Below are 21,777 nucleotides of genomic sequence, written 5' to 3' on the forward strand. Positions count from 1 at the left end.
TGCATAGCAGCGGACTGTGGGCACAATTGGCATGGCTGTTGGTTATTCACAACGGATGGGGAGGCAGGAACGACGGTGGCGGAACGTAGCACGGCTGCCGTCGACGTGGCCGACAACAGCGGAGACGAACCGCTGACCGCGAAGGCGGACAAGGCCACGACCGACGGGGCGGCTCCATCTCAGGACACGACGGAGAAGATCGTGCCGGACAAGGGCGGCAAGCGGCAGGGCTCAGAGCCCGGTATCGCCACGCCCGAGCTGCACAGTGGCCACAAGCTCGCCAGACGCTACCGGCTTGAGGAGTGCGTCACCCGTCTGGACGGTTTCAGTAGCTGGCGTGCCGTCGACGAGAAGCTGCGCCGGGCCGTCGGGGTCCATCTCCTCCCCGCTGACCATCCGCGGGCCCGGTCCGTCCTCGCGGCGGCCCGCTCCGCCGCCCTGCTCGGCGACCCTCGTTTCGTGCAGGTGCTGGACGCCGTCGAGGAGAACGACCTCGTCTATGTCGTCCACGAGTGGTTGCCGGATGCCACCGAGCTGACCGCGATCCTCGCCTTGGGCCCCATGGATCCGCATGAGGCGTACCAGCTCGTCGACCAGCTCTCCCAGGCGATGGCCGCCGCACACCGGGAAGGTCTCAGCCATCTCAGGCTGACTCCCGGTGCCGTGCTGCGGACCTCCACGGGGCAGTACCGCATCCGGGGGCTGGCCGTGAACGCCGCCCTGCGCGGAATCACGGCGGACCGACCCTCACTCGCCGACACCGAGGCCATCGGTGCACTGCTGTACGGCGCCCTGACCCACCGCTGGCCGTACGAGAGCGACGCGTATGGGCTCTCCGGGCTGCCCAAGGGCGTCGGACTCCTCCCGCCCGACCAGGTCCGCGCCGGAATCCACCGCGGTCTCTCGGAAATCGCGATGCGCGCACTGGTCAACGACGGCGCCACCGCCTCCCGGCAGGAACCTCCCTGCACCACCCCGGACGAGCTGGCGAAGGCCGTCGCGGCGATGCCCCGCATCCGCCCTCCGGAGCCCACCTTCACCTCTCCTCCCGAGTATCAGCGCACCACCTACCAGCAGGGCACCTACGGACGGACCAACGCCCACCAGCTTCAGACGGCCGCCACCCGGCCCGTTCCCATGCCCCCCGCGCCGCTCGAAAGCCGTGCGGGCAAGGCCCTCAAATGGACCGTGTCCGCCCTGCTGATCGCCGCGCTGGGGCTCGGTAGCTGGCAGATCGCGGACAAGCTGATCGAGCGGGACAACGGCCGGGGCACCGACACCTCCCAGACGGACGACGACAAGAAGAACGACGGGCCTCCCGTCACACCGTCCGGACAGCCCGTCGCCATCACCGAGGCCCATGACTTCGACCCCCTCAGCACGGGGGACCGCTCCGAGAACCCGAGGGACATAGGGAACAGCCACGACGGCGATCCCGCTACCTCCTGGACCACCAACTGGTACAAGAGCGCACAGCTGGGCGGCCTCAAGTCGGGTGTCGGGATCATGCTGGATCTCGGCAAGGTCCAGCAGATCGGCACCGTCGATGTGTCCTTCACCGGTCACACCGCCGTGGAGCTCCGCACCGCGCCCGAGAACACCACCTCGCGACCGACGGATCTCGATGCTTTCTCCGAGGTCACCAAGGGAACCGGAACCAATGTGGCGCTCAAGCCCGCCAAGCCGGTGCGGTCACGGTACGTTCTGGTCTGGCTGACCGATCTTCCGCCGATCGGCGGCGGAGATTTCCAGGGCGATATCTCGGAAATCAAGATCACTACCTGAGGTCACCGGGGGAGGGGGCTCACCGTTGGACGACGCGATACTCGGCGCCACCAGCGACCAGGATCTGCTGGCTCACCATGTCGCAGGGAATCCCCATGCCTTCGGTGAGCTGGTACGACGGCACCGTGACCGCCTCTGGGCGGTCGCCCTCCGCACGCTGGGAGACCGCGAGGAGGCGGCGGACGCCGTCCAGGACGCCCTTGTCTCGGCCTTTCGTGCCGCCCACACCTTCCGGGGCCAGTCAGCCGTCACCACCTGGCTCCATCGCATCACGGTGAACGCCTGTCTCGATCGTGCCCGTAAAGCAGCCTCGCGCAAGACCTCGCCCGTTGATGACACCGAGCGCCTGGAACAGCTCCTTGAGCCCCATGAGTCCGCCGAGGCGCCGGCTGAGCGGCGAGATCTCCACCGTGAGCTGCTCGCAGCCCTGGCAAAGCTCCCCGCCGACCAGCGGGCCGCGCTGGTTCTGGTGGATATGCAGGGATACCCGGTGGCAGAGGCGGCACGGGTCCTTGACGTACCGACCGGAACAGTGAAGAGCCGCTGCGCCCGGGGCAGAGCCCGACTGTTGCCCATGCTCACCCATCTGCGCGGTGATGCCAGGGATAACAGTGGGCCGAGCGTGGGAAGGAACCGGACGCCGGGGGATTCCGTCCCACCGACACCGGGACAGAGGGACGCAGGGCCGAGTGACCCTGCCGCAGTGAAGGGCGGAGGTGGGCGTGCATGACATCCACGGCGGACATGACTCAGCATCCGGACGTCTCAGAGATCTCCGATCTCACAGAGGGCCTGTTGCCGCCCTCGCGGAGCGCCGACCTCCAGCAACATCTGGACGGCTGCGCCTTGTGCGCCGATGTCCACGCGTCTCTGGAAGAGATCCGGGGGGTGCTCGGCGCACTTCCCGGAGCGACACGGATGCCGGCCGATATCGCGGAACGTATCGACGCCGCCCTGGCGGCCGAGGCTCTTCTCGACTCCACCGCTCCCGACGACACCACGCATGTTTCACGTGAAACATCGCCTACCGTCGTCCAGCGAACCGAGTCGGAGCACAAGTCCGTCGACCGACCGGCCGGACATGCGCGGGGGACCACCGGTCCCGGGCGGAACCGTCCCAGCCGTCGCCGACGCCGCGTGGCGTTCCTGGGAGCCATCTTCACCGTGGCCGCACTCGGTATGAGCGTGACCATGCTCCAGCTCAACGAGCCCGCCGAAAAGGCCGCGGACAGTACCGCGCGTTCGACCACTCCCGCGACGACGGGCGAGCTCAACGAATTCACCGAAGCCGGACTCAAGAGCCAGGTGCGGACCCTACTCACCGCTCCCCATGGCAAGCTCAGCCATGGCACATCCTTCGGGACCAAGGAGCAGAACGAGCCGAGAAGGCTGAGGAGTCCCGCCTCCGCACCGCCCTGTGTCCAGAAAGGCACCGGCCGATCGGATTCCCCGATCGCGTTCGAGCAAGGGGCGTACCAGGGAGAGCCCGCCTACCTCATGGTCTTCCCCGTTCTCTCCGATGATCAGCGGGTCGAGGCATATGTGGTGGACGCGGGCTGTGTCGATGCACCGTCGTCTTCCGGGAAGGTCCTGCTGACCAGCAGCTACCCCCGTCCCTGACACGTTCACCGTGCTGCGCCGCCGTTCTGGGAATGCACGCCCCTTAGGATCCGTTGGGTGGGGTGAGAGGCATTGGTCCCGGCCCCGTAGGCAGTGCAGTCAGCAGAGACGAGGAAGAAACCCGTGAGCGACGTTCGTAACGTGATCATCATCGGCTCCGGACCGGCCGGCTACACGGCGGCGCTCTACACGGCGCGTGCGTCGCTGCAGCCGCTGGTGTTCGAGGGAGCCGTGACGGCGGGTGGCGCCCTGATGAACACGACAGACGTGGAGAACTTCCCCGGGTTCCGCGACGGCATCATGGGTCCGGACCTGATGGACAACATGCGGGCCCAGGCCGAGCGCTTCGGCGCCGAGCTGGTCCCGGACGACATTGTCTCCGTCGACCTCACCGGAGAGATCAAGACGGTCACCGACACAGCCGGCACCGTCCACCGCGCCAAGGCGGTCATCGTCACCACCGGCTCGCAGCACCGCAAGCTCGGCCTTCCGAATGAGGATGCCCTCTCCGGACGCGGGGTCTCCTGGTGCGCGACGTGCGACGGGTTCTTCTTCAAGGACCAGGACATCGCCGTGATCGGTGGCGGTGACACCGCGATGGAGGAGGCGACCTTCCTCTCCCGGTTCGCCAAGTCGGTCACCATCGTCCACCGCCGTGACACCCTGCGCGCCTCCAAGGCCATGCAGGACCGCGCCTTCGCCGATCCGAAGATCTCCTTCGCCTGGGACAGCGAGGTCGCCGAGATCCACGGGGATCAGAAGCTCTCCCATCTCACCCTGCGCAACACCAAGTCGGGCGAGACCTCCGAGCTGCCGGTCACCGGGCTGTTCATCGCTGTGGGCCACGACCCGCGGACCGAACTCTTCAAGGGCCAGCTCGACCTGGACGACGAGGGCTACCTGAAGGTCGCGGCCCCGTCGACCCGCACCAATGTGACTGGCGTCTTCGCAGCGGGCGATGTGGTCGACCACACCTACCGTCAGGCGATCACCGCGGCCGGCACCGGTTGCTCCGCCGCCCTCGACGCCGAGCGTTACCTCGCCGCGCTGGCCGACAGCGAGCAGGCTGCTGAGCCGGAGAAGACCCCCGCGGTCTGACCCCCGATTGACTCCCCCTTTCCCCCCAAGAAGTTAAGGAGGCCGCCGTGGCCGGCGTGCTGAAGAACGTTACCGATGACAGCTTCGAAGAGGATGTCCTCAAGAGCGACAAGCCCGTACTGGTGGACTTCTGGGCCGCTTGGTGTGGCCCGTGCCGTCAGATCGCCCCGTCGCTGGAGGCCATCGCTGCGGAGCACGGCGACAAGATCCAGGTCGTCAAGCTCAACATCGACGAAAACCCGGCCACCGCCGCCAAGTACGGCGTGATGTCCATCCCGACGCTGAACGTCTACCAGAACGGCGAGGTCGCTAAGACGATCGTCGGCGCCAAGCCCAAGGCCGCGATCGTGCGCGACCTGGAGAGCTTCCTCGGCGAGTAGCCACCACGCCGCATGTTTCACGTGAAACATCAATGGGCTCATCCCGTCGGGATGAGCCCATTGCCGTGTCCGCGCTGGACGAGAGGGCGTGCCGTAGTTGTCGTCACAGGCCCGACCAGATCGCCCGGACAGGGCCTTGGTGAGGGCGTGCCGGGCGTCGCGCGCAACATGACCTAGAGGGGCCTGAGCACCGGTTCCTTCTGGACCGCGCCGAGGAGACGATCCAACGCAAGCTCCACGTCTTCCTTCCAGGAGAGGGCGGTGCGCAGCTCCAGCCTCAGCCGTGGATGCGTCGGGTGCGGGCGCACGGTCTTGAACCCCACCGCCAGAAGATGATCCGCCGGAAGTACACAGGCGGGTCCCTTCCACCGGGCGTCGCCGAATGCCTCTATCGCCCGGAAGCCTCGCCGCAGTAGATCTTTGGCCACGGTCTGCACCACGACTCTGCCAAGCCCTTGCCCCTGATACTCCGGGTGGATCCACGCGGTCATGAGCTGGATCGCGTCCGTGGATACCGGGCTGGTCGGGAACGCCAGCGAGCGCGGTACGTACGCCGGAGGTGCGTAGAGCACGAAGCCGACCGGCACCTCATCAACGAAAACGACACGACCGCAGGAACCCCACTCCAGCAGGACGGCAGATATCCAGGACTCCTTCTCCAGTTCCGCCGTGCCCGCTTTTACCGCCGCTTCGCCGCTGACCTGATCGAGCTCCCAGAAAACGCACGCCCGGCAGCGCTGGGGAAGGTCCGAGAGGTTGTCCAGCGTGAGGGGTACCAGCCGACGCCCCATGGAAGCTTCTCCTCGCTTCTCTCCCCGGCCGCAGCGCGAGCGGCAGCCAGCGAACTCCGCTCACGGAGCAGGCCGCTGATGAAGCCGCCCACCACCCCCAGGCCCAAGCCGGCTGTCACCAGTTGGCCACGGCTCACCGTTCGCATGGACCGAGAACCTCTCTCTGAGGTGGATACGTCCCTGCCATCGCATCGTATCGACCTTTCCGCTCCCGACACCGTCACAACGCAGAGGCGGACCGCCCCCGGGCAATCACCCAGACACGGCCCGCACGGTGCATCAAGCGGCCTTCGTCAGCTCTCGATGTCCTGGTCGGTTTCGCTGTCCTGACCGAGCTTCGCCTCCAGAACCTTCCCCTCACCGGGGGCGAGGGTGCCGAGGATGCGCTCCAGATCGTCCATCGAGGCGAACTCGACGACAATCTTCCCCTTCTTCTGCCCGAGGTCGACCTTCACTCGCGTCTCAAAGCGGTCCGAGAGCCGTGAGGCCAAGTCGGAGAGGGCAGGAGCTACCCGAGTGCCCGCTCTCGGGCCCTTCGGTTTCACCGCACTCTTCTGGCTTGAGTTGATCAGCGTCACGATCTCCTCGACCGCCCGCACCGACAGCCCTTCGGCCACGATCCGGTGGGCGAGGCGGTCCTGCTCTTCGGAATCCTCCACCGAGAGCAGTGCCCGCGCATGGCCGGCCGAGAGCACTCCGGCAGCGACTCGGCGCTGAACGGAGGGAGACAGCCTCAACAGACGCAGGGTGTTGGAGACCTGGGGACGTGACCGCCCGATCCGGTCCGCCAACTGGTCATGCGTGCATTTGAAGTCCTTGAGCAACTGGTCGTAGGCGGCGGCCTCTTCCAGCGGGTTCAGTTGCGCACGGTGGAGGTTCTCCAGCAGCGCGTCCAGGAGAAGCTTGTCGTCATCGGTGTGCCGGACGATCGACGGAATCCGCTCCAGGCCGGCCTCACGGCATGCCCGCCAGCGGCGCTCGCCCATGATGAGCTCATACCGCTCGGGTCCCAGCTGACGGACCACGACCGGCTGGAGAAGGCCCACCTCTTTGATGGAGGTGACCAGTTCGGCCAGAGCGTCCTCGTCGAAGACCTCACGGGGCTGACGCGGATTGGGCGTGATCGCGTCGATGGGGATCTCGGCGAAGTGGGCGCCGGACGGATCGCTCGGCGATGGCACACGCTCCGCCGCCGGGGTGGTCGCCTCGGGCGCCACGGTCGCCGCAGGAAGTGATGTCACCTTGGCCGCTGCCACACCGCGCTCCGCGGTCAGCACCGGACTCGCTCCCGGAGAGCCGGAAGCCCCGCTGGGGGGCACCTGCTTCTCCTGGGGAGCCGCAGGGATCAGGGCACCGAGCCCACGCCCCAATCCTCTACGTCGCTCGCTCACTGGATCCCCTCCGAGATGTTCTGCTGGCTGTTCTGGGCTACCGAGTGCGCGTGCTGGGGGTCGTAGTGAATACCGACTCCCCGCAACGCGATCTCCCGAGCCGCCTCAAGGTACGACAGGGATCCGCTGGAACCCGGGTCGTAGGTCAGGACCGTCTGCCCATAGCTCGGAGCCTCCGAGATACGGACCGATCGGGGAATGCTCGTCCGCAACACTTCTTCGCCGAAGTGAGTGCGGACCTCCTCCGCCACCTGTGAGGCGAGCCGAGTCCGGCCGTCATACATGGTGAGAAGGATCGTCGACACATGCAGGGTCGGGTTCAGATGCCCCCGCACCAGGTCCACGTTCCGCAACAACTGCCCCAGCCCCTCCAGCGCGTAGTACTCACACTGGATGGGAATGAGCACCTCAGCACCGGCGACCATCGCATTCACGGTCAGCAGACCGAGCGATGGCGGACAGTCGATGAGGATGTAGTCCAGCGGCTGTTCATAGGACTGGATGGCCCGCTGTAGTCGGCTCTCCCGCGCCACCAGCGACACCAACTCGATCTCCGCACCGGCGAGATCGATGGTGGCGGGGGCGCAGAAGAGACCTTCGACGTCCGGGACTGGCTGGACCACCTCGGAGAGCGGTCTGCTCTCCACCAGGACGTCATAGATCGAGGGAACTTCGGCGTGGTGATCGATTCCCAGCGCCGTGGAGGCGTTGCCCTGGGGGTCCAAGTCGACCACCAAGACGCGTGCGCCGTGCAGGGCCAGCGAGGCGGCGAGGTTGACCGTGGTGGTGGTCTTCCCTACGCCGCCCTTCTGGTTGGCGACCACCATGATGCGTGTCTGCGCTGGTCGGGGCAGACCCTCGCCGGCACGTCCCAGTGCCTCCACGGCCAGCTGTGCAGCTCGGCCGATGGGGGTGTCGTCCATCGGGGGCGGTGTTTCACGTGAAACATCCTCTCCCGGCGACTCGGTACGGGGACCGGGGACCGGATCGGCCATCGGTCCCGCGATGTTGGCGTCGGACCGCAAGGATTCACTCTCCTCGACTTCAGACTCGCGATGAACAGAGCCTGCCATGCTTTCGGGGTCATGAACCAATGAGGCCCGTGCTTCTGTGGACGAATCCGCCTCTGTGGACAACTCCGTGACCCGTCCGAGGGGCCTCCGGCTCCGGATCGGGGCGGCAGCCCGCCCGCGGCTGATGATTCCTTGCAGCAGTGAGCGACGTTTCACGTGAAACACGATGCACGGACCGCAAGACGACATCCGCACGACACTCCGCAATGCGTACGTATGGAAGCTTGTATGGAGCATCGCTCATAGACAGTACGAAGTGCCGGGATGCGAAGCGCCGGGAGAGATCAACCGCAGGAATTACCTTGGACCGACCTCTCATCGAGAACGCCCCGCCGATCGCGTCGGCGGGGCGTGGGTTCCCGGAAGAGGCCAGCCAAGGCACCGCCCGAGTCGACTCTCCGCGGAAGGGATCCCTCACCGAGCGGCTTCGGCGTCCCCCCGGACAGAGAGAGCGATGCCGGACAGGCTCGGCAATGCCCCAGTCCTGTCCTCGAAGTCGTGGCTGCCTAAAGCTCCCTGGCAAGTTCAGCGACGTCGACGGGTGCGGCTGGTCCTCGCGGCCTTCGCCCGCTTCGCCGCGAAGCGCACTCCACCCGGACTCTCCCCCACCTCGACGCGCACCACCGTGGAGAGCGGATCGACGAGCCCCTCACCGACGTGCAGTACCGAGGTCTCCAGTACGCCGAGCTTGCTCAGCGCGGCACGGGCCCCCTGAAGCTCCTCCTCGGCCGTGTCCCCCTTGAGCGCCAGCATCTCCCCGTACGGACGCAGCAGCGGCACACCCCAGCCCGCCAGCCGGTCCAGCGGGGCCACCGCACGCGCCGTGACCACATGCACGGGAGTCAGGGTGCCGAGGACCTCCTCGGCACGACCGCGTACCACCGTCACATGGTCCAGGCCCAGCAGCTCGACGACTTCCTGGAGGAAGTTCGTCCGCCGCAGCAGCGGTTCCAGGAGGGTGATCTTCAGATCGGGGCGTACCAGCGCCAGGGGGATGCCCGGCAGGCCGGCTCCCGACCCCACGTCGCAGACTGTGACCCCCTCCGGCACCACCTCGGAGAGGACCGCGCAGTTCAGCAGATGGCGCTCCCACAGCCGCGGTACCTCGCGGGGGCCGATGAGACCGCGCTTGACTCCGGCATCAGCCAGAAGCTCCGCGTACCGCACGGCTTCGGGGAAGTAATCTCCGAAAACCGTCCGCGCCGCGTCAGGCGCCTGGGGAAGCTCCGCTTCCTCCGTCACGGGGACCGTCCTTCCGTACCGCAGTGTCGCAATGTGGACCGGGGGCTGACTATCAGGCTGACAAAGATCGGCCCCGTCTGCGATACAGACGGGGCCGATGAAACGTTGGGCGGTCAGGCGGGGAGTACGACGACGAAGCGCTGGGGCTCCTCGCCCTCGGACTCACTGCGCAGACCTGCGGCGGCGACCGCGTCGTGCACGACCTTGCGCTCGAAGGGAGTCATCGGGTCCAGCTTCACCGGCTGCCCGGTGCTCTTGACCTCGTCGGATGCCTTGGCGCCGAGCTCGGCAAGCTCCGTACGCTTCTGCGCCCGGAACCCGTCGATGTCGAGCATCAGCCTGCTCCGGTCACCGGTCTCCCGGTGCACGGCGAGCCGGGTCAGCTCCTGGAGCGCCTCCAGAACCTCACCGTCCCGTCCGACGAGCTTCTGAAGTTCCCGGCTGCCCGAATCACTGATGATCGAGACAGCAGCCCGGTCTGCCTCGACGTCCATGTCGATGTCGCCGTCGAGATCGGCGATGTCGAGCAGACCTTCGAGGTAGTCGGCGGCGATCTCCCCCTCCTGCTCAAGGCGGGTAAGGGTGTCGCCTTCCTCGGCGGCGGCGGGGATGGTGCCTTCCGTCACGGATGGACTCCTTTTTACTTCTTGGACGACGGGTGCTTGGGCCGCTGCTGGCCCTTGCGCTGTCCCGACTTGGGCTGCTGGCGTGCGGCGGGCTTCCCGGCCGTCTTCGGCTTGGCGTCCTGCGGCGCCTTCTTCTCCAGCGAGGGCTTGGTGCCGGTCTCGGGGGAGTCACCGACGACGCCGGCCTGGCGCTTCGCCTTGGTCTGCCGCTTGGGCTGCTGGCGCCGCTGCGAGGGGCCGCCCTCGGCCTCGTCGACAGCCGTGGTGCTCTTCTCCACCGTGCCGTCGGGCTGCGCGGCGAAGCCGGCCTTGGCGAGGCCGGTGATGAACCGACGCTCGTTCTCATTACGGTCCGAGGTGGCCTTGGCCACGATCGCCTGCACGACGTTGCGCTTCCGCCGCGACCGGACCTCACCGTGCGAGGTGGTCGACTTCAGCAGACGAGTGAGGTACTGGTCCTGGGCCTTGCTGCCGGGGGTCGGGTTCTGGTTGATCACATACATCTGCTGGCCCATGGTCCACACGTTGGTGGTCAGCCAGTAGACGAGAACACCGACGGGGAAGTTGACACCCATCACGGCGAAGATGACCGGGAAGATGTACATCATCATCTTCTGCTGCTGCATGTACGGCGTCTTGACCGTGAGGTCGACGTTCTTCTGCATCAGCTGGCGCTGCGTGTAGAACTGCGACGCCGACATCATGATGATCATGATCGCGGTGACGATGCGCACATCGGTCAGGGTGGCGTCGAGCGCGGCGACCTTCTCCGGGCTGTCCATGAACTTCGACGCCAGCGGAGCACCGAAGATATGTGCCTGACGCGCGCTGTCGAGGAGCGACTCGTTGATCACGCCGACGGTGTTGCCGGAGGCGATGTTGGAGAGCACGTAGTACAGGGCGAAGAAGAACGGCGACTGCGCGAGGATCGGAAGGCACGAGGAGAGCGGGTTGGTACCCGTCTCCTTGTACAGCTTCATCATCTCTTCGGACTGACGCTGCTTGTCGCTCTTGTAGCGCTCCTGGATCGCCTTCATCTTCGGCTGGAGCGCCTGCATGTTCCGCATCGACTTGATCTGCTTCACGAAGAGCGGGATCAGACAGATACGGATCAGGACGACCAGCGACACGATGGACAGTCCCCAGGCCCAGCCCGTATCGGGGCCGAAGACCGCCCCGTACAGCTTGTGGAACTGGACGATGATCCACGAAACAGGTGTCGTGATAAAGCTGAACAGACTGGCAATCGTGTCCACTAATCAGGCTCCTTGAGCATTGGGCGAGGTCTCTGCGGCCGCACTCGGGGGTTCGGGAACCGTCCCCCGGGGAGGCACATCGGCGGCGGAGTGCCCGCCCTTGCTGCCACGCAAGGCATCACGCAGCATCTCGTGCCACCGCGGGCGTTTGCGGGGCGGCACATGGTCCACACCACCTGGCGACCACGGATTGCACCGCAGGATCCGCCAGCCGGTGAGCACCGTGCCTTTCACCGCACCGTGCCGGTCGATGGCCGTGTATCCGTAGTGGGAACACGACGGGTAGTACCTGCAGACGGGCCCCAGCAGGGGACTGATCGTCCACTGGTACAGCTTGATCAGAGCCAGCAGCGGGTACTTCATCGCGCGCCCCCTCCCAGCAACCGCTGAAGAGCGGCGTCCAGGTCTCGGGCCAGCTGTGCATGATCGGCGTCGCCCGCGCCGGGCAGCGCCCGTACGACCACCAGGCTACCGGGGGGCAGCTCGGAGAGACGGTCGCGCATCAGATGCCGCAGCCTGCGCTTGACCTTGGTGCGGATGACCGCTCCGCCTACTGCCTTGCTCACAACGAAACCCGCACACGTCGGGGGAGCGCTCTCCCCAGGCGCGTGCGGGTCCGGTGAACCGCTGCGTAGATGGACGACGAGAAGCGGGCGTCCTGCCCGGCGTCCTCGTCGGACCGCGGCCGCGAAGTCCTCGCGCCGCCTCAGCCGATTCTCGGAAGGCAGCACGTCACGACCTGTACGTGATCAGGCGGACAGGTTGGTGCGACCCTTGCCACGGCGAGACGCGAGAATCGCGCGGCCGGCACGGGTACGCATGCGCAGACGGAAACCGTGGGTCTTGGCACGACGACGGTTGTTCGGCTGGAAGGTGCGCTTGCTCACTCGGGGGCTCCAGAAATGACTCGTAGGTGGCGGGACATCGCCTGGCTGTCACCGTGCGCCCACGAGAAGCTCGCGTATACGCCCTAGTGCACCGCTTCACGATCACAGACCGTGATCTTTGCCCATCGGAGGCAGGCGGCAGCAGCCATCGACAACTCGACCTGTTTACGGTACGCGCGGCTACGCCATCCGGTCAAACCAAGGCTACGGTGGAGACCACTGTGCACAGGCTGTGGACAACAACTTGAACCGCGCGGGTCGGCCTGACTACCTTGGCTGAACTCCGGATCTTTTCCTGCTGTCCCTGTCTGTCCTGCCTGTTTTTCCATCCCGTCCCCAGAACCACACATTCGTGGGACCCGCGAGAGAGCGTGCCTTGTGGCTGACGTACCTGCCGATCTTGCCGCAGTGTGGCCACGAGTGCTGGAACAGCTTCTCGCAGACGGCCAGCAGGGCATCGAGCCCAAGGACAAGCAGTGGATCGAGCGCTGCCAGCCGCTCGCGCTGGTCGCGGACACCGCGCTGCTCGCCGTACCCAATGAATGGGGCAAGCGCGTACTCGAAGGCCGGCTCGCCCCGCTGATCAGCGAAACACTGAGTCGGGAGTGCGGTCGCCCCATTCGGATCGCGATCACGGTCGACGACTCCGCGGGCGAACCGGCGCCGCAGCAGAATCCTGCGCAGCCGCCGGGGCGCGGCTATCAGGGACCGCAGCACGACGAACAGCAGAACGACCACTACGCGCAGAACGACCCGTACAGCGGATACGGACACCGGCCGGCCGACGACGGGCTGCCGGAGATCCGCCCGGCGTACCCCGACTACCAGCAGCAGCGTCCGGAGCCCGGCGCCTGGCCGCGTGGCCAGGAGGACCTGTCCTGGCAGCAGCCGCGCCTCGGCGGCTACCAGGACCGCGACCCGTACGCCACCACCCGTCCGCACCAGCCCCAGCACGACTACCGCTCGCCGCAGCCGCCGGAGCACCGGTCGTACGAGCAGCAGCGGCAGGAGCGCCACGAGCGGTCCGAGCCCCAGGCACCGCACCGCGGGGGCCCCACGGGCGCGCCCGGGCCGCTGGGCGCGCGCCCCTCGCCGGCGCCCGGTCCCGGCGAGCCGCAGGCCCGGCTGAATCCGAAGTATCTCTTCGACACCTTTGTCATCGGCGCGTCCAACCGGTTCGCGCACGCGGCGGCCGTCGCGGTGGCCGAGGCGCCGGCGAAGGCGTACAACCCCCTCTTCATCTACGGGGAGTCGGGGCTCGGCAAGACGCATCTGCTCCACGCCATCGGGCACTACGCGCGCAGCCTCTACCCGGGCACCCGGGTGCGGTACGTCAGCTCCGAGGAATTCACCAACGAGTTCATCAACTCGATCCGGGACGGCAAGGGCGACACCTTCCGGAAGCGGTACCGGGATGTGGACATCCTGCTGGTCGACGACATCCAGTTCCTGGCGAGCAAGGAGTCGACGCAGGAGGAGTTCTTCCACACCTTCAACACCCTCCACAACGCCAACAAGCAGATCGTGCTCTCCTCCGACCGGCCACCGAAGCAGTTGATGACGCTGGAGGACCGGCTGCGGAACCGCTTCGAGTGGGGTCTGACCACCGATGTCCAGCCGCCCGAGCTGGAGACCAGAATCGCGATCCTCCGTAAGAAGGCGGTCCAGGAGCAGCTCAACGCGCCGCCGGAGGTGCTGGAGTTCATCGCGTCACGGATCTCGCGCAACATCCGTGAGCTGGAGGGCGCGCTGATCCGGGTGACGGCCTTCGCGTCGCTCAACCGGCAGCCGGTCGACCTGGGGCTCACCGAGATCGTGCTGAAGGACCTGATCCCCGGGGGCGAGGACTCGGCGCCGGAGATCACCGCGGGCGCGATCATGGCGGCGACCGCCGACTACTTCGGGCTGACGGTGGAGGATCTCTGTGGCTCCTCCCGCAGCCGGGTGCTGGTCACGGCCCGGCAGATCGCGATGTACCTCTGCCGTGAGCTGACCGATCTCTCGCTGCCGAAGATCGGCGCACAGTTCGGCGGCCGGGACCACACGACGGTGATGCACGCGGACCGGAAGATCCGCGCGCTGATGGCCGAGCGACGCTCCATCTACAACCAGGTCACCGAGCTGACCAACCGCATCAAGAACGGCTGACACGGCCGCACGGCACGCTCAGAAACGCCCCGGGAGGTCCACCCCTCCCGGGGCGTTCGCATGGGGCCACGAGGACGCGCGTCGGGACGCGTACACAGCCCCCGCGGACAGACCCGGCACGGCCCCGGAACACCTCAGTACATACGGAGACTTCGCCGGCCGTCAGGGGCGTCGGGCGGCGCCTCCGCACCGGCGCGGAGCCCGGCGCGCTTGTCTGTACGGGCCTGGGAGGAGCGTCGTGCGGACGGTTTCGGGAGGTCCCGCAAGAGGTTTTACGGGGAGCCCGCCATGGATCCGAGCGGTTCGCGCCGCCGCCGCTGTTCGAATACCCACCCGTCCAGTGAGGTTCTCCACAGATCTGGGGACTTTCTTCCATCCACAGCCTGGGGACTGGGAAGTTGTCCAGACTGTGTCCACAGGCGCGGCTGCTGATACTCCATCACAGCAGGTCAACTGCTTGTGGATTTGTGGCCAACCGTCATCCACAGGCTGTGGACAGAGATTTCGTCCACAGCCTGTGTTCAAGGTTGTCCACCGGCGACCCACAGGCGGAGCGGGGTTGCCCACAGCTTCTCCACACCGCTGTCCACTGTTCGGCAACACGACACCCGCTCTCACCGTGTCGAGTGAAAGCCGTCACACCAAGGAGCCGGATTGGGCTGTGGGGAACGTGGGTAAAGCTGGGGACAGAGCTGGGGAGAACTACCCCCTGCCTGTGCATCGAGTGTGCAGAACTTTTCTGTGTCCACAGAGACCCCCGGTTATCCACCGGTGTCACCCACAGGGTCGGTGGACAAAAAAACGGGTCTGACCTGCGCGAACGACGTTATCCACCGTTTCCACAGGCCCTACTACTACTGCCACTCATAGTTACCGGGGAATTGGTTTCGAAGTCGGTCCTGTGCACAACTCGGCTCCGGCGCCTCCAGGACCTCTGGTCACGACTTGACCCCGAGCCGCACCGACTGTCGGCGCCGTACGTCAGACTGGTCCCCGGCGACACAGCCGACGACGATGGCCAGCAAGGGCGAGAGCAACAGCAGGAGGCGGTTCCGGTGAAGATCCGGGTTGAGCGCGATGTACTGGCCGAGGCGGTGGCCTGGGTGGCCCGCAGCCTCCCGGCCCGTCCGCCGGCGCCCGTACTCGCGGGCCTGTTGCTGAAGGCCGAGGACGGCGCGCTCAGCTTCTCCAGCTTCGACTACGAGGTCTCGGCCAAGGTCTCGGTCGAGGCGGACATCGACGAGACCGGCACCGTGCTCGTCTCCGGTCGGCTGCTGGCGGACATCTGCCGCGCTCTCCCCAACCGTCCGGTCGAGATTTCCACAGACGGTGTACGGGCGACCGTGGTCTGTGGATCCTCCCGCTTCACCCTCCACACCCTCCCGGTGGAGGAGTACCCGGCGCTCCCGCAGATGCCGACCGCGACGGGCACCGTGCCCGGCGAGATCTTCGCCTCCGCCGCCGCCCAGGTCGCCATCGCGGCCGGCCGCGACGACACCCTCCCGGTGCTCACCGGCGTACGGATCGAGATCGAGGGCGAGACCGTCACCCTGGCCTCCACCGACCGCTACCGCTTCGCGGTCCGTGAGTTCCTCTGGAAGCCGGAGAACCCGGACGCGTCCGCGGTCGCACTGGTCCCCGCCAAGACCCTGCTGGACACCGCCAAGGCTCTGACCAGCGGTGACACGGTCACGCTGGCGCTCTCCAGCTCGGGTGCCGGCGAGGGCCTGATCGGCTTCGAGGGTGCCGGCCGACGGACCACGACCCGGCTGCTCGAAGGCGACCTGCCGAAGTACCGCACGCTCTTCCCCACCGAGTTCAACTCGGTGGCGGTGATCGAGACCGCGCCGTTCGTCGAGGCCGTCAAGCGCGTGGCCCTCGTCGCCGAGCGGAACACCCCGGTGCGGCTCAGCTTCGAGCAGGGCGTGCTGATCCTGGAGGCCGGCTCCAGCGACGACGCACAGGCTGTGGAGCGGGTCGACGCCCAGCTCGACGGCGACGACATCTCGATCGCCTTCAACCCGACCTTCCTGCTCGACGGCCTGAGCGCGATCGACTCACCGGTCGCCCAGCTGTCGTTCACCACCTCCACCAAGCCCGCGCTGCTCAGTGGCAAGCCGGCCCTGGACGCGGAGGCGGACGACGCCTACAAGTACCTGATCATGCCCGTACGGCTCTCGGGCTGAGTCCGCCACAGGGCCGCCGACCGTGTGATCACGACGGGCCTGCTCCCACCGGGGCGGGCCCGTCGGGCTGTGGCGAGCGGCCCGGCGTAGGCTCGGAAGCGGTTACGAATCGGCATACGACGCTTAAGGACACTGAGATGGAGCTCGGCCTCATCGGCCTCGGCAAAATGGGCGGCAACATGCGCGAGCGCATCCGCCGCGCGGGCCACACCGTCATCGGCTACGACCGGGACCCGGACCTCGCCGACGTCCACAGCCTCCAGGAGCTTGTGGAGAAGTTGAAGGGCCCGCGGGTGGTGTGGGTGATGGTCCCGGCCGGTGCCGCGACCCAGTCCACCATCGATGAACTGGCCGAGCTGCTCTCCCCCGGCGACATCGTCGTGGACGGCGGAAACTCCCGCTGGACCGACGACGAGAAGCATGCCGTCGAGCTGGGCATCAAGGGCATCGGCTTCGTGGACTGCGGAGTCTCCGGCGGCGTCTGGGGCCTGGAGAACGGCTACGCGCTGATGTACGGCGGCGACGCCGACCACGTCGCGCGGGTGCAGCCGGTCTTCGACGCCCTCAAGCCCGAGGGCGAGTTCGGCGCGGTCCACGCGGGCAAGGTGGGCGCGGGTCACTTCGCCAAGATGGTCCACAACGGCATCGAGTACGCCATGATGCAGGCGTACGCCGAGGGCTGGGAACTGCTGGAGAAGGTCAACTCGGTCACCGATGTGCGCGAGGTCTTCCGCTCCTGGCAGGAGGGCACGGTCATCCGGTCCTGGCTGCTCGACCTCGCGGTCAACGCGCTGGACGAGGACGAGCACCTGGACAAGCTGCGCGGGTTCGCGCAGGACAGCGGCGAGGGCCGGTGGACGGTGGAAGCCGCCATCGACAACGCCGTACCGCTGCCCGCGATCACCGCGTCGCTGTTCGCGCGGTTCGCCTCCCGCCAGGACGACTCCCCGCAGATGAAGATGATCGCCGCGCTGCGCAACCAGTTCGGTGGCCACGCGGTGGAGAACAAGAAGTAAGCCCTGAGCCGGGGGAGGTCGGCCACCACCATGCATGTCACGCATCTGTCGTTGGCCGACTTCCGCTCGTACGCCCGGGTCGAGGTTCCGCTCGACCCGGGCGTCACCTCGTTCGTCGGGGCGAACGGGCAGGGCAAGACCAATCTGGTCGAGGCGGTCGGCTATCTCGCGACCCTGGCCAGCCACCGCGTCTCGTCGGACGCTCCACTGGTACGGGTCGGGGCGGAGCGTGCCGTGATCCGGGCGGCCGTCACCCAGGGCGAGCGCTCCCAGCTCGTGGAGCTCGAACTCAACCCGGGGCGGGCGAATCGGGCCCGTATCAATAGATCGTCGCAGGTCAGACCGCGTGATGTGGTGGGGATAGTCCGGAGCGTACTCTTCGCGCCGGAGGATCTGGCGCTGGTGAAGGGTGACCCCGGTGACCGGCGGCGCTTCCTGGACGAGCTGGTCACCGCCCGCTCGCCCCGGATGGCGGCCGTCCGCTCCGACTACGACCGGGTGCTCAAGCAGCGCAACACCCTGCTGAAGTCGGCGGCGCTCGCGCGCCGGCACGGCGGGGCGAAGGCCGGTGCCGATCTGTCCACACTGGACGTCTGGGACCAGCATCTGGCACAGGTTGGTGCGGAGCTGCTGGCGCAGCGGATGGAGCTGATCGCGACGCTGATGCCGCTGACCGACAAGGCGTACGAGTCGCTGGCGCCCGGCGGTGGTCCGATCACCCTGGAGTACCGTTCCTCCGCCCGTGGTCCGGAGAGCGCCGAAGTCGAGCCCCGGAGCAGGGAAGAGCTGTACGGCGAGCTGATCGCCGCCCTGGGCGAGGCGCGCAAACAGGAGATCGAGCGGGGAGTGACGCTGGTCGGCCCGCACCGGGACGAGCTGGTGCTGAAGCTGGGCCGGCTCCCGGCGAAGGGGTACGCCAGCCACGGTGAGTCCTGGTCCTACGCGCTGGCGCTCCGGCTGGCCTCGTACGACCTGCTCCGGTCGGAGGGCAATGAGCCCGTCCTCGTGCTGGACGACGTCTTCGCCGAGCTGGACGCCCGCCGCCGTGAGCGCTTGGCGGAGCTGGTGGCTCCGGGTGAGCAGGTCCTGGTGACGGCCGCGGTCGATGACGATGTGCCCGGTGTGCTGTCCGGGGTGCGGTACGCGGTCTCCGAGGGTGAGGTGGCGCGCGCATGAGCGAATCGCCCTCCCCTTCTCCCTCCTCTGCCACGCCCGCCTCCCCGGCGCCCGAGTCCTCCGGTGTGGATCTCGCGCGGGTCGCCCTGCGGGCGGCCAAGGAGCAGGCTCGGGCGCGAGGTGCAGCCGCCCAGGAGAAACGGCAGGCCAGGCGGGGTGGTGGACTTCGCTCCGGCGCACGGGCGGATGGCCGCGACCCCCTTCAGTTGGGCGCCGCGATCAATCGACTGATCACTGAGCGCGGCTGGGAGACGCCGGCCGCGGTGGGTGGCGTGATGGGCCGCTGGCCGCAGATCGTGGGCGATGACCTGGCGAATCACTGTGTGCCCCTGCGGTACGACGAGGAGCCGGACGAGCGGGTGCTGACGGTGCAGTGCGACTCGACGGCGTGGGCGACGCAGCTGCGGCTGCTGGCCCCCCGGCTGGTGGCCCGGCTGAACGAGGACCTGGGGCAGGGGACCGTCCGGCTGATCAAGGTGCTGGGCCCCGGCGGCCCGCGGAAGAACTACGGGCCGCTGCGGGCACCGGGGAGTACGGGGCCGGGCGACACCTACGGGTGAGCATCGGCCGCGCGCCGGCCCGGCCGGGCAGCCCCGTTTCTGATTTTTGGGCCCCTTCGCCGGCCTCCGCCGCTGGGTGGTGCGCCCCGCCGGGGGCGAACCCCGTGATGGCTTCCGGCCTCCGCCGCTCCCGTCGCCGCTCCGTGCGGAATGGATTCTTCCGTTCGCCCTCCCGGGTCCCCGCGGAGCTCCGTCGGCCTCGGTCGGCGAGGCGTTCCGCACCGTAGCCACCCACTGACAGGCCAAAGCGCTCAATGCCTGCGTGAGCCTCCTGAGGCCCCTCCCCGCATATGGGGAGTCGGACGGTGAGGGTTCAGGGCGGCACATGCGGACTCAGCCACCGGCAAACCCCCATTCGCATCGGCGGTACCGGTAGACTGGTGGACAATCCCGCCACCTTGCGGAACATGTCGAACGACGCAGCCGCTCCCGCCTGCCCGGAGAACGGCTTGTGCTGTGCCAGAAAGGGCGCTTCGTGGCCGATTCCGGCAACCCCAACGAGAACATCCCGTCCACCACCGCCGTCGGAAGCGGCGAGGTCACCGCCTCGTACGACGCCAGCGCGATCACCGTCCTCGAAGGGCTGGACGCGGTCCGCAAGCGCCCCGGCATGTACATCGGCTCGACCGGTGAGCGTGGGCTTCATCACCTCGTGTCCGAGGTCGTCGACAACTCCGTCGACGAGGCCCTCGCCGGGCACGCGGACACCATCGACGTGACGATCCTGGCCGACGGCGGCGTCCGCGTCATCGACAACGGCCGCGGCATCCCCGTCGACATCGTCCCGTCGGAGAACAAGCCGGCCGTGGAGGTCGTCCTCACCGTCCTGCACGCCGGCGGCAAGTTCGGCGGCGGCGGTTACGCCGTCTCCGGCGGTCTGCACGGCGTCGGTGTCTCCGTCGTCAACGCGCTCTCCTCCCGGGTCGCCGTCGAGGTCAAGAGGGACGGCTACCGCTGGACCCAGGACTACAAGCTCGGCGTCCCCACCGCCCCGCTCGCGCGGAACGAAGCGACCGACGACAGCGGCACCACGGTGACGTTCTGGGCCGACGGCGACATCTTCGAGACGACCGAGTACTCCTTCGAGACGCTCTCGCGCCGCTTCCAGGAGATGGCCTTCCTCAACAAGGGCCTCACCCTGTCGCTGACCGACGAGCGCGAGTCGGCCAAGGCCACCGCCGCCGCCGAAACCGTCGAGGAGTCGGACGAGGAGCAGGTCCGCACGGTCACGTACTTCTACGAGGGCGGCATCGTCGACTTCGTGAAGTACCTCAACTCGCGCAAGGGCGAGTTGATCCACCCCACCGTGATCGACGTCGAGGCCGAAGACCGTGAGCGGATGCTCTCCGTCGAGATCGCGATGCAGTGGAACTCTCAGTACAGCGAGGGCGTTTACTCCTTTGCGAACACCATCCACACGCATGAGGGGGGTACCCATGAGGAGGGCTTCCGCTCCGCTCTCACGGGCCTCGTCAACCGGTACGCGCGCGACAAGAAGCTGCTGCGCGAGAAGGACGACAACCTCAGCGGCGAGGATATCCGCGAGGGTCTGACGGCGATCATCTCGGTCAAGCTGGGCGAGCCGCAGTTCGAGGGCCAGACCAAGACCAAGCTGGGCAACACCGAGGCGAAGACCTTCGTCCAGAAGGTGGTGCACGAGCACCTGACGGACTGGTTCGACCGGAACCCCAACGAGGCCGCGGACATCATCCGCAAGTCGATCCAGGCGCAGACCGCCCGGGTCGCCGCCCGGAAGGCCCGTGACCTCACCCGTCGTAAGGGCCTGCTGGAATCGGCCTCGCTGCCGGGCAAGCTCAGCGACTGCCAGTCGAACGACCCGACCAAGTGCGAGATCTTCATCGTCGAGGGTGACTCCGCCGGTGGCTCGGCGAAGTCCGGCCGTAACCCGATGTACCAGGCCATCCTGCCGATCCGCGGCAAGATCCTGAACGTCGAGAAGGCCCGGATCGACAAGATCCTTCAGAACACCGAGGTCCAGGCGCTCATCTCGGCCTTCGGCACCGGAGTCCACGAGGACTTCGATATCGAGAAGCTCCGCTATCACAAGATCATCCTGATGGCGGACGCCGACGTCGACGGTCAGCACATCAACACGCTGCTGCTGACCTTCCTCTTCCGCTTCATGCGGCCGTTGGTCGAGGCCGGGCACGTGTTCTTGTCGCGTCCGCCGCTGTACAAGATCAAGTGGGGTCGGGACGACTTCGAGTACGCGTACTCGGACCGTGAGCGCGACGCTCTCGTCGAGCTGGGCAAGGGGCAGGGCAAGCGGATCAAGGAGGACTCGATCCAGCGCTTCAAGGGCCTCGGCGAGATGAACGCCGAGGAACTGCGGATCACCACCATGGACCAGGAGCACCGCGTCCTCGGCCAGGTCACGCTGGACGACGCCGCGCAGGCGGACGACCTGTTCTCGGTGCTGATGGGTGAGGACGTCGAGGCCCGGCGCTCCTTCATCCAGCGCAACGCCAAGGACGTCCGCTTCCTCGACATCTGAGTCGGTCTCCGCTGACCGCACGAAAGG

20 protein-coding genes are annotated in these 21,777 nt (G+C 67.3%); 11 read left to right on the forward strand and 9 right to left on the reverse strand.

Annotated features, from left to right (window positions below; genetic code table 11):
* The first annotated feature begins 75 nt into the window (after positions 1–75).
* The 5 genes from ACH4S7_RS12750 (at position 76) to trxA (ending at position 4,883) form a co-directional block, all read left to right on the forward strand.
* A complete protein-coding gene (locus ACH4S7_RS12750) occupies positions 76–1,785 on the forward strand; it encodes a protein kinase family protein (RefSeq protein WP_398521140.1) in 1,710 nt (569 codons plus the stop codon).
* Between the two features lie 25 nt (positions 1,786–1,810).
* Positions 1,811–2,515: an RNA polymerase sigma factor SigM gene (gene sigM / locus ACH4S7_RS12755; protein ID WP_398521141.1), complete on the forward strand. Its 705-nt coding sequence runs from the start codon at positions 1,811–1,813 to the stop codon at positions 2,513–2,515.
* Positions 2,512–3,405, forward strand: a complete 894-nt coding sequence (locus ACH4S7_RS12760) for an anti-sigma factor family protein (protein ID WP_398521142.1) — start codon at positions 2,512–2,514, stop codon at positions 3,403–3,405. Before sigM ends, ACH4S7_RS12760 begins: the two co-directional genes overlap by 4 nt.
* Before the next feature lie 123 nt (positions 3,406–3,528).
* Entirely contained in the window at positions 3,529–4,503 is a 975-nt protein-coding gene (trxB, locus tag ACH4S7_RS12765; protein WP_398521143.1) for a thioredoxin-disulfide reductase, read from the forward strand.
* Positions 4,504–4,550: 47 nt separating this feature from the next.
* Positions 4,551–4,883: a thioredoxin gene (trxA, locus tag ACH4S7_RS12770; protein ID WP_398521144.1), complete on the forward strand. Its 333-nt coding sequence runs from the start codon at positions 4,551–4,553 to the stop codon at positions 4,881–4,883.
* A 173-nt stretch (positions 4,884–5,056) separates the two neighbouring features.
* On the opposite strand, the gene ACH4S7_RS12775 is transcribed toward trxA, so the two are convergent.
* The 9 genes from ACH4S7_RS12775 to rpmH form a co-directional block, all read right to left on the reverse strand.
* Entirely contained in the window at positions 5,057–5,674 is a 618-nt protein-coding gene (locus ACH4S7_RS12775; RefSeq protein WP_398521145.1) for a GNAT family N-acetyltransferase, read from the reverse strand.
* A 293-nt stretch (positions 5,675–5,967) separates the two neighbouring features.
* Positions 5,968–7,065 (reverse strand): ParB/RepB/Spo0J family partition protein, encoded by a 1,098-nt coding sequence (locus ACH4S7_RS12780; protein ID WP_398521146.1) that lies wholly within the window; start codon positions 7,063–7,065, stop codon positions 5,968–5,970.
* A complete protein-coding gene (locus ACH4S7_RS12785; RefSeq protein ID WP_398521147.1) occupies positions 7,062–8,138 on the reverse strand; it encodes a ParA family protein in 1,077 nt (358 codons plus the stop codon). The genes ACH4S7_RS12780 and ACH4S7_RS12785 overlap by 4 nt, the downstream gene beginning before the upstream one ends.
* A gap of 525 nt (positions 8,139–8,663) precedes the next feature.
* Positions 8,664–9,380 carry a 16S rRNA (guanine(527)-N(7))-methyltransferase RsmG gene (gene rsmG / locus ACH4S7_RS12790; protein WP_398521148.1) on the reverse strand — a complete coding sequence of 239 codons (717 nt, stop codon included), beginning with the start codon at positions 9,378–9,380 and terminating at the stop codon, positions 8,664–8,666.
* Between the two features lie 113 nt (positions 9,381–9,493).
* On the reverse strand, positions 9,494–10,006 hold the full coding sequence (locus ACH4S7_RS12795) for a protein jag (RefSeq protein WP_398521149.1): 513 nt from the start codon (positions 10,004–10,006) through the stop codon (positions 9,494–9,496).
* A gap of 14 nt (positions 10,007–10,020) precedes the next feature.
* Positions 10,021–11,262, reverse strand: coding sequence for a membrane protein insertase YidC (yidC, locus tag ACH4S7_RS12800; RefSeq protein ID WP_398521150.1), 1,242 nt, complete (start codon positions 11,260–11,262; stop codon positions 10,021–10,023).
* Positions 11,263–11,265: 3 nt separating this feature from the next.
* Positions 11,266–11,625, reverse strand: coding sequence for a membrane protein insertion efficiency factor YidD (gene yidD, locus ACH4S7_RS12805; RefSeq protein ID WP_398521151.1), 360 nt, complete (start codon positions 11,623–11,625; stop codon positions 11,266–11,268).
* Positions 11,622–11,993 (reverse strand): ribonuclease P protein component, encoded by a 372-nt coding sequence (gene rnpA / locus ACH4S7_RS12810; protein ID WP_398521152.1) that lies wholly within the window; start codon positions 11,991–11,993, stop codon positions 11,622–11,624. Before rnpA ends, yidD begins: the two co-directional genes overlap by 4 nt.
* An 18-nt stretch (positions 11,994–12,011) precedes the next feature.
* Positions 12,012–12,149 carry a 50S ribosomal protein L34 gene (gene rpmH, locus ACH4S7_RS12815; protein WP_327274149.1) on the reverse strand — a complete coding sequence of 46 codons (138 nt, stop codon included), beginning with the start codon at positions 12,147–12,149 and terminating at the stop codon, positions 12,012–12,014.
* A 378-nt stretch (positions 12,150–12,527) separates the two neighbouring features.
* On the opposite strand from rpmH, the gene dnaA reads away from it, so the two are divergent.
* From dnaA to gyrB, 6 genes are all read left to right on the forward strand, one after another.
* Entirely contained in the window at positions 12,528–14,297 is a 1,770-nt protein-coding gene (gene dnaA, locus ACH4S7_RS12820) for a chromosomal replication initiator protein DnaA (protein WP_398521153.1), read from the forward strand.
* Positions 14,298–15,352: 1,055 nt separating this feature from the next.
* Complete coding sequence (gene dnaN / locus ACH4S7_RS12825; RefSeq protein ID WP_398521154.1) at positions 15,353–16,483, forward strand: DNA polymerase III subunit beta; 1,131 nt, start codon at positions 15,353–15,355, stop codon at positions 16,481–16,483.
* A gap of 137 nt (positions 16,484–16,620) precedes the next feature.
* On the forward strand, positions 16,621–17,499 hold the full coding sequence (gene gnd / locus ACH4S7_RS12830; protein WP_398521155.1) for a phosphogluconate dehydrogenase (NAD(+)-dependent, decarboxylating): 879 nt from the start codon (positions 16,621–16,623) through the stop codon (positions 17,497–17,499).
* Positions 17,500–17,529: 30 nt separating this feature from the next.
* Positions 17,530–18,675, forward strand: coding sequence for a DNA replication/repair protein RecF (recF, locus tag ACH4S7_RS12835; RefSeq protein WP_398521156.1), 1,146 nt, complete (start codon positions 17,530–17,532; stop codon positions 18,673–18,675).
* A complete protein-coding gene (locus ACH4S7_RS12840) occupies positions 18,672–19,235 on the forward strand; it encodes a DUF721 domain-containing protein (RefSeq protein WP_398521157.1) in 564 nt (187 codons plus the stop codon). The genes recF and ACH4S7_RS12840 overlap by 4 nt, the downstream gene beginning before the upstream one ends.
* Positions 19,236–19,686: 451 nt before the next feature.
* The gene (gene gyrB, locus ACH4S7_RS12845) at positions 19,687–21,750 is read left to right on the forward strand and encodes a DNA topoisomerase (ATP-hydrolyzing) subunit B (protein ID WP_398521158.1); all 2,064 of its coding nucleotides are present in this window, start codon (positions 19,687–19,689) and stop codon (positions 21,748–21,750) included.
* Positions 21,751–21,777 lie beyond the last annotated feature (27 nt).

This window comes from Streptomyces sp. NPDC020965 (assembly GCF_044333555.1).
Classification (GTDB): Bacteria; Actinomycetota; Actinomycetes; order Streptomycetales; family Streptomycetaceae; genus Streptomyces.

Coding starts and splice junctions, on each gene's coding strand:
- ACH4S7_RS12760 (WP_398521142.1), top strand. CDS start 2,512: ATGACATCCACGGCGGACATGACTCAGCATCCGGACGTCTCAGAGATC.
- ACH4S7_RS12775 (WP_398521145.1), bottom strand. CDS start 5,674: ATGGGGCGTCGGCTGGTACCCCTCACGCTGGACAACCTCTCGGACCTT.
- ACH4S7_RS12785 (WP_398521147.1), bottom strand. CDS start 8,138: ATGGCAGGCTCTGTTCATCGCGAGTCTGAAGTCGAGGAGAGTGAATCC.
- yidD (WP_398521151.1), bottom strand. CDS start 11,625: ATGAAGTACCCGCTGCTGGCTCTGATCAAGCTGTACCAGTGGACGATC.
- gnd (WP_398521155.1), top strand. CDS start 16,621: ATGGAGCTCGGCCTCATCGGCCTCGGCAAAATGGGCGGCAACATGCGC.
- recF (WP_398521156.1), top strand. CDS start 17,530: ATGCATGTCACGCATCTGTCGTTGGCCGACTTCCGCTCGTACGCCCGG.
- ACH4S7_RS12840 (WP_398521157.1), top strand. CDS start 18,672: ATGAGCGAATCGCCCTCCCCTTCTCCCTCCTCTGCCACGCCCGCCTCC.